This is a genomic window from Paenibacillus sp. FSL H7-0350 (genome assembly GCF_038593195.1).
Classification (GTDB): domain Bacteria; phylum Bacillota; class Bacilli; order Paenibacillales; family Paenibacillaceae; genus Paenibacillus_AQ.
In genome coordinates this window covers 4,098,323-4,110,632 of sequence record NZ_CP151972.1, presented here as the reverse complement: position 1 = coordinate 4,110,632, position 12,310 = coordinate 4,098,323, and the positions used below count along the sequence as shown (strand labels likewise).

13 protein-coding genes are annotated in these 12,310 nt (G+C 53.4%); 9 read left to right on the top strand and 4 right to left on the bottom strand.

Annotated features, from left to right (window positions below; translation table 11 throughout):
* Nucleotides 1–24: 24 nt before the first annotated feature.
* Entirely contained in the window at nucleotides 25–309 is a 285-nt protein-coding gene (locus NYE24_RS18730) for an alpha/beta-type small acid-soluble spore protein (RefSeq protein WP_036691699.1), read from the top strand.
* 187 nt (nucleotides 310–496) lie between these two features.
* Here the strand turns inward: NYE24_RS18730 and NYE24_RS18725 are convergent, their stop codons facing one another.
* Nucleotides 497–1,294 carry an AIM24 family protein gene (locus tag NYE24_RS18725; protein WP_036691702.1) on the bottom strand — a complete coding sequence of 266 codons (798 nt, stop codon included), beginning with the start codon at nucleotides 1,292–1,294 and terminating at the stop codon, nucleotides 497–499.
* Between the two features lie 225 nt (nucleotides 1,295–1,519).
* Between NYE24_RS18725 and NYE24_RS18720 the strand changes: the two genes are divergently transcribed.
* The 4 genes from NYE24_RS18720 to NYE24_RS18705 all read left to right on the top strand — a co-directional run bounded on the left by NYE24_RS18720 (nucleotide 1,520) and on the right by NYE24_RS18705 (nucleotide 6,052).
* A complete protein-coding gene (locus NYE24_RS18720; protein WP_036691704.1) occupies nucleotides 1,520–2,758 on the top strand; it encodes an ATP-binding protein in 1,239 nt (412 codons plus the stop codon).
* Nucleotides 2,759–2,844: 86 nt separating this feature from the next.
* Nucleotides 2,845–3,324 carry a tetratricopeptide repeat protein gene (locus NYE24_RS18715; protein WP_051493231.1) on the top strand — a complete coding sequence of 160 codons (480 nt, stop codon included), beginning with the start codon at nucleotides 2,845–2,847 and terminating at the stop codon, nucleotides 3,322–3,324.
* Nucleotides 3,325–3,648: 324 nt separating this feature from the next.
* The gene (locus tag NYE24_RS18710; RefSeq protein ID WP_342476384.1) at nucleotides 3,649–5,355 is read left to right on the top strand and encodes an ABC transporter ATP-binding protein; all 1,707 of its coding nucleotides are present in this window, start codon (nucleotides 3,649–3,651) and stop codon (nucleotides 5,353–5,355) included.
* Nucleotides 5,356–5,437: 82 nt separating this feature from the next.
* Entirely contained in the window at nucleotides 5,438–6,052 is a 615-nt protein-coding gene (locus NYE24_RS18705) for a GNAT family N-acetyltransferase (RefSeq protein WP_076156567.1), read from the top strand.
* A 431-nt stretch (nucleotides 6,053–6,483) separates the two neighbouring features.
* Here NYE24_RS18705 and infC read toward each other — a convergent pair whose 3' ends face one another.
* Nucleotides 6,484–6,999: a translation initiation factor IF-3 gene (gene infC, locus NYE24_RS18700; protein WP_036691710.1), complete on the bottom strand. Its 516-nt coding sequence runs from the start codon at nucleotides 6,997–6,999 to the stop codon at nucleotides 6,484–6,486.
* Nucleotides 7,000–7,194: 195 nt separating this feature from the next.
* Between infC and NYE24_RS18695 the strand changes: the two genes are divergently transcribed.
* Entirely contained in the window at nucleotides 7,195–7,776 is a 582-nt protein-coding gene (locus NYE24_RS18695) for an RNA polymerase sigma factor (protein WP_036691711.1), read from the top strand.
* The gene (locus NYE24_RS18690; RefSeq protein WP_342476383.1) at nucleotides 7,769–8,617 is read left to right on the top strand and encodes an anti-sigma factor; all 849 of its coding nucleotides are present in this window, start codon (nucleotides 7,769–7,771) and stop codon (nucleotides 8,615–8,617) included. Before NYE24_RS18695 ends, NYE24_RS18690 begins: the two co-directional genes overlap by 8 nt.
* A 150-nt stretch (nucleotides 8,618–8,767) precedes the next feature.
* Here NYE24_RS18690 and NYE24_RS18685 read toward each other — a convergent pair whose 3' ends face one another.
* Both NYE24_RS18685 and NYE24_RS18680 read right to left on the bottom strand, forming a co-directional pair.
* Nucleotides 8,768–9,994 (bottom strand): MFS transporter, encoded by a 1,227-nt coding sequence (locus NYE24_RS18685; protein WP_342479261.1) that lies wholly within the window; start codon nucleotides 9,992–9,994, stop codon nucleotides 8,768–8,770.
* Nucleotides 9,995–10,017: 23 nt separating this feature from the next.
* Nucleotides 10,018–11,196 (bottom strand): serine hydrolase domain-containing protein, encoded by a 1,179-nt coding sequence (locus NYE24_RS18680; protein ID WP_342476382.1) that lies wholly within the window; start codon nucleotides 11,194–11,196, stop codon nucleotides 10,018–10,020.
* Nucleotides 11,197–11,368: 172 nt separating this feature from the next.
* Between NYE24_RS18680 and NYE24_RS18675 the strand changes: the two genes are divergently transcribed.
* Both NYE24_RS18675 and NYE24_RS18670 read left to right on the top strand, forming a co-directional pair.
* Nucleotides 11,369–11,827, top strand: coding sequence for an Lrp/AsnC family transcriptional regulator (locus NYE24_RS18675; protein WP_076156441.1), 459 nt, complete (start codon nucleotides 11,369–11,371; stop codon nucleotides 11,825–11,827).
* A gap of 146 nt (nucleotides 11,828–11,973) precedes the next feature.
* Entirely contained in the window at nucleotides 11,974–12,294 is a 321-nt protein-coding gene (locus tag NYE24_RS18670) for a metalloregulator ArsR/SmtB family transcription factor (protein ID WP_076156573.1), read from the top strand.
* Nucleotides 12,295–12,310: the final 16 nt, after the last annotated feature.

Sequence of the window (12,310 nt, the reverse complement as noted above, 5' to 3'; positions counted from 1 at the left end):
GACAGCAAGGGAGCGTGTCCGTAAATGGCGAGAAGAAACAGAAAATATGCTGTACCAGGGTCCGCCCAGGGAATGCAGACGTTCAAAGCGGAGGTTATGCGGCAGGAAGGATATCACGTAGATCCGAATCATCCGGACGACGTGAAATACGAGGTAGCCAAAGAGCTGGGCATCCCGCTGCAGGCCGGAAATAACGGCAATCTGACCACCGGGTCGGCCGGACAGATTGGCGGCAGAATCGGAGGCTCCATGGTTCGCGAGATGGTGCGTCTGGCCCAGGAGCAGCTTGCGGGTAAGCAGAAGTCTTAGAATGGATTGGATCAAATCCATATTCATATTTATGCTAATAAGATCCCTTTCTTTGTTAAAGGGGTCTATTTGTGCGTATATTCACGAAAAGTTCTGCACTTAGACGTAAAAGCAGAAAAATACCCTATAACATCTCGTTCCATGTTATAGGGCAACAATCAGAGCTGACCTAACCAGCGCTTCGGAATTAAGCAGTAGGCGTGCCCTGAAGCAGACTGTTTCTGTAATTCATGAGCGGGGCCAGCCAGACCATGCCGGTTCCCCGGTACACGTTGACCAGGCCTTCGCCTGAGGCGGCGGAGCCCAGACGGGTCTTGCCTGACTTCTCGACCGTGAAGTCCAGAGAGCTCGACCACATGAGGGCGAAGTTACCGTCCACCTTCAGCACATCATTTTGCAGCTCGACCACAACGGCTTCCTCGGAAGGAATGGGAGCTTCGAGGGCGAGAATGCCTTTGCCGCGCGCGCTCAGGTTGAACAGCCCTTCACCGCCGAGGACGGCAGAGGAGATGTTCTTGCGTGCCGCAACGGAGATGTCGAGCGTAGTCTCGCAAGCCAGGAACATGCCGTCATCAATCACGATATGGTCGTTGTCCACATCAATCAGCCAGAGGTATTTGTAGGTGGTCTCCAGCAGGATGGTTCCGGTTCCCTTGTAGAGCGGTTTGACTGCGCTGGTTCCGGTTGCCGCCCCCGATAGCATATTGCGCATCAGTCCTCCTACGCCTTTGATGCCGGAGGTCATCTCGATATTGCCGATCATATACTGCATGGCCCCGGCGCTCAGCATCACCTCATTGTTATTCAGCTCAATCATCAACTGCTTGTTGCGCATGTTGCTTTTGCTCATGAAGAAGTTGGTCTCCGCTTCATAGCGGGAGGTAGTGCTGAGATCCTCTTTGTATTCGATGATGCTGAAGCCGCCTAGCTGCTCTTTAATAACAACGTTGGAATTGTCTTTCAGGTTATTAATGGTAAAAGCCATGGATACCCGCTCCTTCGGTAGCTGTAGTTATGCAATACTGTGTATCATGCCTTCAAAGCATACGTATTCGACACTTCTCGCGGGTATCCTTGAATTCCGGGAGAAAAAAACGCATACAATAATTCCTTTACTTCTAATATCAGGTTAGCGTAATGTTCTAAGTATAGTGCTCAGAATACAAACGTATCTCATGACACCAGCATTTGAACCGAAAGGAAGTTAGCCTTGTTTGAGACGCTGCTGCTCAATTTTTTGTTTATGCTGTTTCCGGTGCTGATATTTCTGATTTTCTTCGAGAACAGGCCCCACGCCTACAACCGTAAGATTCTTGTACTGCTCATTGCCGTCACCATGATCCTGTGTATCGCCAAGCCGATCCGGCTGGATACCGGGTTCATCTTTGACCTGCGGTATGTTCCGTTTGTGATTGCGGCCTTGTATGGAGGGTACAAATATACCCTGCCCTTATATGTGATTCTGAATGTGTACCGTTTCTATATAGGCGGCGCGGGAACCGTCCAATCCTTACTTTTTTCGACAGCAGTCCTCATTCTGGTTCCTTCCATAAGCGCCAGATTTCTCCGTTCTAAGCCTAAGGGACGGATCTTATGGGCTACCTCCATCGTGGTCCTGACTATGGGCTGTTATCTGATCATCCTGGGCCAGATCATGGATAAGCTGGATACCCAGTTCTGGACGCTTGCCTTCTATGCCTTAGCCACCCATGCAGTGGTTATGGCGATCCTAATGATCCTGCTGGAGCAGATCCTGGCCAACCTCAGGAACCGTGAGCGGATTATGCAGTCGGAGCGGCTGAATGTGGTCAGTGAGCTGGCGGCCAGCGTCTCCCATGAGATGCGCAATCCGTTAACCGTGACCAGCGGCTTCCTGCAGCTGCTTAATCTCTCCAAGAACCTCACCCCGGAGGAGAAGGGGTATGTCGAGCTGTCACTGCTGGAGCTGAACCGGGCGGAGAAGATCATCAGCGATTATCTGTCTTTTGCCAAGCCGCAGTCGGCGAGCCGGGTCTACTCCAACCTGATGGCTGAATGTGAATACACCAAGAATGTGATATTGCCGTATGCCACGATCCACAAGGTAGCGGTTGAATTCAGCTTCAACAACTCGCTCAGCACCCATTATGACAGCAATGAGATGCAGCAATGCCTGATTAATCTGTACAAGAATGCGATTGAAGCGATGGAGGGGGTGGAGGATGCTGTCCTGTCTATTGCTGTCTTCGCGAGCGGGCAGAATATTATCATTACCATCAGCGACACCGGTATCGGAATGACGAAGGATGAGATCTCGCGCCTGGGCAAGCCGTATTACTCCACCAAGGCGGACGGGACGGGGCTCGGAATGGTCATGGCGTATAACACGATTAACAAGCTCAAGGGCCGTATTGAGGTCACCAGCGAGAAGGGCAAGGGAACCGTCTTCAGGATCATCATCCCGGCCTAACGCACGGCAACAGTGGGAAACTTGGTGTGAAAATGATAAAGTATCTCTAAGAGAACTTGGAATGATTAACCGGGAGGCTATGGGTAATGAGAGAAGAATTAATCGCGCAATTGAACGCTTGGCATGAGGCGGACGAATATGAAGAAATCGTATCCCGCATCAAAGAGGTGCCGACACCGCTGATCGATGAGGAACTGGCAGTGCATCTGGGCCGGGCGCTCAACAATCTGGGCCGTTACCGGGAAGCGCTTAAATGGTTCAACAAGGCGGCAGATAAGGGTAAAAAAGACCCGCTGTGGCATTTCCGTGTCGGCTACGCCCACTATTATCTGGACGAGTATGATCTCGCGATCAAAGCATTCAAGAAGGCAAATAAGCTGGACCCTGAGGATCAGGATACCATCGAATTCCTGGAATGGAGCCGCAGTGAGAAGGCGGCGCTGGCCGCTGCGGACGAGGATAGCGAGGATGCAGAAGAAGCTGCCGAAGCGGATTCCAGTTCAGATGCTGGTTCAGATGCCAGTCCCGATGCGGATTCGGATGCGGCAAAAGAGACGAAGCACTAGGGATTGACGGCCGGTCTGGCCGAAGCATACAATGGAGTCAATCTTATCAAAGAGGTGAAATGGATGCCATTCCGTACCGTTGCAAGGAACTAGTTATCGGGCTGGGTAGAACGCGTACCAGCCGCCAAGGGGGAGGTCTGTCCTCTTGGTCACAGATAACTGGATTCTTGAACGGTGCCTGGAAGGTCATTCTTTGTGAGCCGGGACACTGAGTTATTCCGCTTGAAGACTACACTGCTGAGGCAGGAGTCTCTGGTGCGGAGTGGCGAGGAGAGTTCCCGGCTTTTTGCCATACTCTTATGAATAAGATTGGAGATTGTGATCATGTTAAAAAAATGTCTTGTCCACCTCAGAGGGTGGGCCGCTCTGTATATAGTTCTCGGCTGTGCCATTCAGCTCTTAAGCAGCCTGGGCATTGTTGTCTTTCAGCGGATTCTGGATCAGGCGGTGGCGGGAACGGGCTTCCGTGAAATCCTCTACGGGGTTGTCGTCTACGGGATGCTGCTCGGCCTGAACGTCCTGCTGAACTATGCGGATGAATATCCCAGCGCCTATCTATCGAACAGCATCACAGAAAGACTGAAGATTATGGCCTTGTCCAAAATCTCCAGAATGGATTATTCCGCCTATCAGAACATGGGCACAGGCCAGATGATCAAGGTGATTGAGAACGGCGCGGCGGCCGGGAACAGTATTTTATTTTCTTTTATCCTCCATACGCTGCATGAGTTGCTGCCCACGATTCTCTTCAGCCTGCTCTTCATCAGCTACTATGACCTCAGAATCATGCTGGTGATTGCGGGCGGGTACGTGGTTATCTTCCTGTTAACGAATGTTCTGCTCAAAGTTCTCTACCGGATCAAGGAATCGGTGCTTATGCAGCAGGAGGCCATGTCCCGATACGGGGTCCGCGGCTTCATGGAGCTGGTCGTCTTCCGCACCAACAAGAAGTACGCGCAGGAGATCGGCAGACTGAATAAGGCGGCACAGCAGATTATCAGGCAGAGCGCGAAGCTGCAGATGATTCATGAATCCTTCTTCGCCTTGTTCGAATTGTTCATTACGGTCATTAAGGTGGTTGTGCTGCTGTACGGCGTGAAGAATGTGGTCTCCGGGCAGGCCTCTGTTGGGGTCATGGTCGCACTGTTCATGTTCATTGAGAAAATTTATACGCCGATCGCCATCTTCAACGTATTATTCGTCGGCTATAAGCTGAACAGGGTCACCTATCAGCGGTTCGAGGCATTCCTGAATGCTCCCGAGGACCGGAATCTGGAGCAGGGCAAGGCGCTTGCGCAGCTAGAGGGCAGCATTGAATTCAAGGATGTATCATTCAGCTACGGAGAGGTGCAGGTGCTGGACCGGCTGTCCTTCTCGGTTGCGCCCGGAACCTCAGTGGCTCTGGTGGGCTTAAGCGGCAGCGGCAAGTCAACGGTCATTAAGCTGATTACGGGCCTGCTCAAAAAAAGCGGCGGCCAGCTGCTGGTCGACGGCACGGATATCGACGAGCTGAGTCTGGACAGCTACTATGATCACATCTCTTATCTGTCGCAGGACAGTCCGATCTTCGATACTACCATCCGGGGCAACATGGTGTTTGAGCAAGACGTCCCGGATGAAGAGCTGTATGCGGTGCTGGATAAGGTTCACCTGAAGGAGAAGGTACTGGAACTGCCGGAGAAGCTGGAGACGCGGGTTGGGGAGCGCGGGCTGAAGCTGTCGGGCGGGGAGCGTCAGCGGCTGGCTTTTGCCCGGGCGATCCTGCAAAAGCGGAATCTGATCATCCTCGATGAGCCGGTATCGGCCCTGGATAATATTACGGAGCGCAGCCTGATGGAGACGGTGTTTGCGGAGTTCAGGCATAAGACGGTCATTATTATCGCACACCGGCTGAATTTCATCAGCGGCGTGGACCAGATTCTGGTCATGGAGCAAGGCAGGCTGGCGGGGGAAGGGGAATTCGATTCCCTGATCCGGGACTGCCCGTCCTTCCGTACGCTGTGGAATAACGGCAGGGGACAAACGGATTAAACTATCTTTTACCTTGTGGACTATCCTGCGCCTGAACTATGCTGGGTGTCAGATAGAACTTGAAGGTGAGGTTATGTGTATTATGAATCTGGCATTGTCCAGGATGAAGCTCGAAACAGAGCGGTTAATCATCCGTCCCTATATGGAAAGTGATCTGATGGCTTCGTTCGAAATAATGCAGAACCCGGAGGTGCTGGCCTTCATGCATATGGAGGTCATGCAGAGGCATGAGTATGAGGGGATGTTCCGCTGGCTAATGTTCAGCTATCATACACCGTTTGAGCTGCCGTTCAAGTATTCATTTGCCATCTGTGATAAGGCAACCGGGCAACTGATCGGCTGGTGCGGGGCCGGTGTGCTGGAGTTCAGGGCGCCGGATGCGGAGCTGTATTATCTGATTGGGCGTGAACACTGGGGCCGGGGCTATGCTACCGAAGCTGCTGCGGCGATGGCGGACTACGCCTTCGATGTAATCGGACTGGAGCAGCTATACGCCAAGGCAGATCCGCGCAACACCGCGTCGCTCGGGGTGCTCCGTAAGCTGGGCTTCCAGGTGGAGCAGGAGCTGGCCGGGTTGACCGGCGATTATGAGGATTGCAATGGGGAGCTGCTGCATGTGCTGACGAAGGAGCGGTTTGTAGAGCGGGCCTTCAAGGCGGGAAATGACCATATACTGAGGGGGCGGGCGATGAACTGACGAGGGATATGCGCGGAATGTATAATTGGAAGAAGCGTGGAAGAAGACCGGAAGATTAGAGAATACGGCTTGCTAAGCCGTATTTTAGTAACAGGTGCCGTCCTTATAGGATGGCACCTGTTGTGTATGAGCAGGACTCCCTATCGCTGTCTCATGCGGCATTGCAGCAGTTTTTTAGACTGATTGTATTTTCTGCAATAGAATTCGGGCTTAGCTAAGCTAAATAATCATCTGTTGTATTTTATACAATGGTTTTCTTGAATTCTGCCCGAAAGCCCTTATTTGTCCAGATTCTGCTGTACAGAGTGCAATAGAATCAATTTTTAGACCAATTTCGGGGTCAGCTAATGTACAAAGTGCAACAGAAGTAGAGTCCAGCCAGTTCTGAACCCGCACATCATTCAGCCGTAAGTGTTCGTTTATAAGAAAACTTACGTCCGCGGATTAACTCTAACCTGTGCGCCCTTGCCGCTGGTCTGCAGCCCGGAGGCCTTGGTTCCGGCCTCCTTCAGATCGGCCACGAGCCGCTCCAGCACTGCCTTCGCAGCGGCGGCTTCCTTGGCGCCGGAGGACTTCACGACGAGCTGCACCGGCTTGCCGGAGCGCAGATGCTTGTCTGCCTGACGCAGCTTCGTGTCGTAGTCATGCTCTTCAATATGGGCGGTGAAGCGCAGCTCCTTCACCTTCTCCTGGCTGCTCCCGCCGCCTTGTTGCGGACGGGTGGTATTCCCCTTGCGGGCAGCTTGTGCCGCCGCCTTGCCTTTGCCCTTGGCGACCAGGCTGCAGGGCGGCGGGCTGCTCATCAGCGAGGTGCAGACCAGGTCGGCCCCTGCGGCTCTGGCCTTGGAGAGCGCCTCGGTTCTGGATACGGTGCCGAGCTTCTCGCCCTTCAGCCCGGTCAGTTCGACCTCGGCTGCCTTAATCTGTTCATTAATCAGTACGGCCACGGAAATGATCCTCCCTTTGCGGATATGATATAGCTATCATATATGGAAGCGGGCAGGGCTTCAATAACAGCTGCCTGCAGCCGTCAGGCCGGCAGGTTGAGACGGTTGTGCAAAGCGGTTATACTCAGTGGACGCAGGTTTTTCAGCATGGAACCACTGGCACTACTATATTTTCTGTTGAATGGGGGATGGCAATTGAATGACACAGCTGACGATAAGCAGTTAATTCTGCTTATTGCACAGAAAGACTCGAATGCCCTCGAACTGCTCTATGACCGGTATGAACGGGTCATTTATAGCTTTGCTTACCAGATCGTGAAGGATTCGATGGCTGCCGAAGAGGTTATGCAGGAGTTGTTCCTGCGCCTGTGGAAGAATGCGGGGCAGATTGACTTCGGCAAGGGCAAGCTGCTCACCTGGATGTTCGCGGTGACCCGCAATCTGGCGATCGATTACCTCCGTAAGCGGGACGCCAGGCTGCCGCGGCAATCCGCCGATTCCGGGAATCTGGAGCAGGTTCAGGACCACAGCGCGCTTACCGAGGATCTCGTTGAGCTGCAGATGGCGGGGGAACAGATCAGAGAGGCGCTGCTGGGATTAAGCCGCGACCAGCAGCAGGTAATGGATATGATCTATTACCAGGGCTACACCCAGCAGGAGGTAGCGCAGCTTGCGGCTATCCCGCTGGGAACGGTCAAGGGAAGAGTCCGGCTGGCGATGAAGCAGCTTCACAAATCTTTACGGCACTGGGGAAGGAGGGATCATGCACATGAGTGAACACAATGAGGAACTCTGTGAGTTGGCCGAATTATATACGCTGGGTGCACTGACGGCTGAGGAAATGCAGCAATTCGCTGCCCATGCGGCAGAATGCGCGGAATGCAGAGAACTGGTGGAGGAATACCGGCAGGTATTGGACCATCTTCCGCTTGCCTCTGAGCCGATAGACCCGCCCTCCGGCATGAAGGAGCGCATCTTGTCACGGGTGCTGGAGTCCGGGAGCGCGGGCGCACCGGCAGCCCGGCCGGAGACCCGTCTGCTGAATATCCAGCCTGATGCAGAGCAGGCTATGGAGCATGAGCCAGCGAGGACTCCTCCGGCAGAGCAGGGCTTGCCCCAGTTAAGCATCCCGCAGCCTAGAAGAACCCGCTTCTGGGGGTACCTGAGCCTTGGACTGGCTGTGGCTGTGCTGCTCTTGGTCGTCTACACCGGCCAGCTGCGCGGGAATGTGTCTGAGCTGAAGCAGCAGCTGGCTTCCGGCACCGGACCGCTCCAGGGGCTTAAGGTGAATGAGGCGGTAGCGCTAAGTCCGGCGGGAGAAGGGGTTACCGCCAAGGGTACAGCAACGATTGTCGCAGACCCTACCGGCACCCACCTTGTGCTTCAGGCAGAAGATCTGCCGGAGCTTACCGGCACCGAGGTCTACCAAGTGTGGCTGATCAAAGGGGACTCGCCGGTGAATGCAGGCACCTTCATCTCACAGGGCGGAAACGGGGCACTGTATTATTCGTTTGACCCGAAGGCCTATGATACCATAGCCGTTACACTGGAACCGGATGGCGCGGGCGTTACCCCGCGCGGGAAGATGATTCTCGCAGCTCCGATTAAGCAGGGGTAGCAAGAGTAGCTGGTAGTATAATGCCGCAGGCAAGCGAGCGGAGTTGAATAGACTTGAAGCAGAACAGCCGGGAGGATGGATTCCCGGCTGTTTAGGTATTATACAGAAGATTAGTCAGTACATGAAATGAGGAGAAACGGCGTGGTAAAGTTAATCGTTGCGATGAATATCTATGCTTCCGGGAGGAAATCCATGTGTTCTGCTGCGCCTTGCTATCCATAAGGAAAGAACCAGCAAGACAAACAACGCCCATGGGAACGACATGACACCCGTTGTTTCGAGAAGAATTCCGCCGATTATACCGCCTCCGCCAATAGCCAGGTTCCATGCGGTTACAAGCATGGATTGCGCTACATCTGCGCTTTCTCCACCAGCCTTAGCCATCGCTGTCTGCAGCAGCGTTGCTGCTCCCCCGAACGTTAAGCCCCATACAGCAACTACAAGATAGATAACGAAAGGCTTGCTGCTGCCTATGCTAAGCAGGACAGATGCCAATGCAAATGCAGTGAGGCTAATTAGAACCAACAGTCTCAGGTGACGATCAATCCAAACACCGGTTAACCAGATGCCCAGAAGTGCTGTAATACCAAAAATAAGCAGAACCAAATCCACTAGCCCGGATAGCCCGGCCTGAGTAAGGTATGGTGCTATATAGGTATACAGAATATTGTGGGCCAGTACCCAAGCCAGCACAACACACAGGATCGGCCGCACTCCGGGGCTTGTGAAGACCTTGTTTAGAGGAAGCCGCTTGTCTGCAACTTCTCCAGGATAGTCCGGCAGCTTCCAGAGTATCCAAATGGTCAGCAGCAGAGCGAACAGCGACAAGACGCCAAAAATATTACGCCAGCCTGCAAGGTTACCCAAAAACGTTCCGGCAGGGACACCGAGCGCTAGAGCAAGCGGTGTTCCCGCCATTGCAATAGCCATAGCCCGTCCCGTCAACTGCTCTGGTACCATGCGTCGTGCATAGCCTGCGATCATTCCCCATAGGACACCAGCGGATACACCTGCGAAAAAACGGGCCGCAAGCGTCAGGAGATAGCTCGAAGATAAGGCAGTAACGGTATTGAATATGAGAAAACCAAGGATGCATACTAGCAGCAAGGGTCTCCTCCTCCAGCCGCGTGTTGCCGTGGTCAATGGAATGGCGGCGACTAACGAGCCCAGGGCATAGAGGGTAACAAGCTGACCTGCCATGGCCTCTGTGACTCCAAGTCCCTTGCTGATCTGAAGCAGAAGTCCGGCAGGAATCGTTTCAGTCAGAATACAGATAAACCCGGTCATCGCCAGGGCAAGTAATCCAGCCCAGGGAAGGCGTGCGGGAGAAGGGGCACTGGAGCTTTGCTGCGGGGAAGCAATTGTGCTGCTGCTCATCCCGGCGTTCTCTTTGGTATTGTTCATGACAGGTCCAATCTGCCATAGATGGCATTGCACAGGTCAACCGTGAACGGACCCGACATGCCCTCCAGTGCTGTATTGGTGAAGGCAACCACACTTAGTCGCTGCTTGGCATCGACGAACCACGAATGGCCATAGGTACCGCCCATGCGCCATGTGCCAAGGGACTCTGCAGTATCTGCAGCAGCAGGATCTTTAAGCACTGTGAATCCCAGGCCGAAGCCTCGTCCCGGCCAGAAGGGCATGGAGAGGTCACCAATCTGGTTGGTAGTCATTTCGCGGACCAGCGATTCCGGCAGCAGGGGCGCCCCGCCCTTCCGCAACGTCTCCAGCAATTGGAGGAAGTCTCCTGCGCTGCCGATCATACCGGCTCCCCCGGAAGCATAGGCAGTGCTGTCTAACGCCCGGTTCGGGGCGAGCCGGAATCCCGCCGTTCCTTCTACAAAGTCCAACCTGTCCGGATTCTTCATAGGCCGCAGCCCCGGAACGTCATCGGCGTAAACGGTGGCCAGCCGCTGCGGTTCCACGGCAAGGAAGCCGGTATCCTTCATGCCGAGTGGCCGGGTCACGAGCATATCTATGGCTTCATTGAGCGTGGTCCCGGTAACCCTTGCGATCACCGCCCCCAGCACATCTGTTGCGATAGAATATCTCCACTCGGTGCCTGGTGTATAGAGGAGTGGAACAGACGCTAGCCGCTTCAGATTCTCTTCAAGCGTGACACCAGACTGATCCATGCCATCGGATACCCCGGCCTGCGCATAGGAGCCGCCTTCTTCCTGAAAGAAGCGGTAGGTTAGACCAGCAGTGTGAGTCATTAGATGGCGTATCGTGATTTCCGCTCGCTTGCCGTTCTTCAGACGTGGCTGAAACTCCGGCAGCCAGCGGTCCACCCGGTCATCAAGCGGCAAACGGCCTTGGGCCACTAGTACCAGAGCAGCTGTCGAGGTAATCGGTTTGGAAACCGATGCCAGCCGGAATAAGGCATCCTCCCGCATGGGCTGCTTCAGTTCACGGCTTGCAAAGCCGGCAGCCCGGCTGTATAGGAGCTTCCCATCTACCGCTACCTTGATGACAGCGCCCGCCAGGCGCTTGTCGGTAAGCGTCTGCTCGATAACTTTATCAATGCGCGCCAGGAGGTGGTCTGGGTTAATCGTGTTCGAATACTGTGTACTCAACAGTTATCATCCTTTCACTATAGTTAAAGCAAGGTGTGCTTTACTAATGTAAGTATATTATATAAAATAAGTTAATCGGCTTACATAAGGCAACCAAGCTATAATGGCCGTCCGGCGGTTAAAAACAAGGCGATTTGTACAAAGTTCCTTAAAATTAAAGGAGTTGAATGGAATGGACCATACGGATAAGCAGATTCTGTTTCATCTTCAGAGCCAAGCGAGAATATCTATGACGGAACTCGGGAAATGTGTGGGCCTATCACAACCCGCAGTGACAGAAAGAGTTAGACGTATGGAGGAAAACGGGGTAATCAGCGGGTATCGCACCATAATCTCACCGGAGAAGATTGGAAAACATGCGGCCGCCTATATGCTGTTCCACTCCAGAGAATGTACGGCCTTCATGGAATTCTGCCGCTCCTCTCCGGAGGTAGTTGAATGTTATCGAATCAGCGGAGAGCACAACTATCTGTTAAAAGTAATGACCGATTCCACGCAAGCCTTGGAGCAGTTCGGCAATGAATGCGATAAATACGGGAACTATACGATTCTAATTGTGATGTCATCGCCCATAGACCATAAATATCTTATTCCTTCGCTGGAAGCGGCAGGCGTTAACCTGCTCGAATAGACAACAAGCGATGAGAAGCAATAGAGCAGCAGAAGCAGTCCGACAATTTCATAATATTCCTTGACAGGAATATTCCTTACTGGGTATATTATTGATGTACCCCAGTAAAAATAAATAAAATGCTCTACAAAAGGAACATCGGAATGATGAACACAATGACATTTAGCGCACTTGCTGAGCCTACGCGGCTGCGGATGATAGAGATCCTGAAAGACGGGCCGATGAGCGTAGGCGATATCGCCGAGCGGCTCGCGCTCCGTCAGCCTCAGGCTTCGAAGCATTTGCGTGTGTTGCTGGAAGCCGGACTGGTTGAGGTGGAAGCGGCGGCTAACCGCCGGAACTACAGGCTGCGTACGGAGCCGCTGAAGGCAATGGATGCCTGGCTGGAAGCTTACCGCAGGCTATGGAGTGAACGCTTCGACAACCTGGATGACTATCTGCGGCAGCTACAGTCCGAAGAAGAATGAATGACGATCAGGAGGG

Bases quoted from the DNA above. Each gene is read 5' to 3' on its own strand.
- NYE24_RS18730 (WP_036691699.1), top strand. From the start codon at position 25: ATGGCGAGAAGAAACAGAAAATATGCTGTACCAGGGTCCGCCCAGGGA.
- NYE24_RS18670 (WP_076156573.1), top strand. From the start codon at position 11,974: ATGAACACAATGACATTTAGCGCACTTGCTGAGCCTACGCGGCTGCGG.
- NYE24_RS18705 (WP_076156567.1), top strand. From the start codon at position 5,438: ATGAATCTGGCATTGTCCAGGATGAAGCTCGAAACAGAGCGGTTAATC.
- NYE24_RS18710 (WP_342476384.1), top strand. From the start codon at position 3,649: ATGTTAAAAAAATGTCTTGTCCACCTCAGAGGGTGGGCCGCTCTGTAT.
- NYE24_RS18715 (WP_051493231.1), top strand. From the start codon at position 2,845: ATGAGAGAAGAATTAATCGCGCAATTGAACGCTTGGCATGAGGCGGAC.
- NYE24_RS18675 (WP_076156441.1), top strand. From the start codon at position 11,369: ATGGACCATACGGATAAGCAGATTCTGTTTCATCTTCAGAGCCAAGCG.
- NYE24_RS18690 (WP_342476383.1), top strand. From the start codon at position 7,769: ATGAGTGAACACAATGAGGAACTCTGTGAGTTGGCCGAATTATATACG.
- NYE24_RS18725 (WP_036691702.1), bottom strand. From the start codon at position 1,294: ATGGCTTTTACCATTAATAACCTGAAAGACAATTCCAACGTTGTTATT.
- NYE24_RS18685 (WP_342479261.1), bottom strand. From the start codon at position 9,994: ATGAGCAGCAGCACAATTGCTTCCCCGCAGCAAAGCTCCAGTGCCCCT.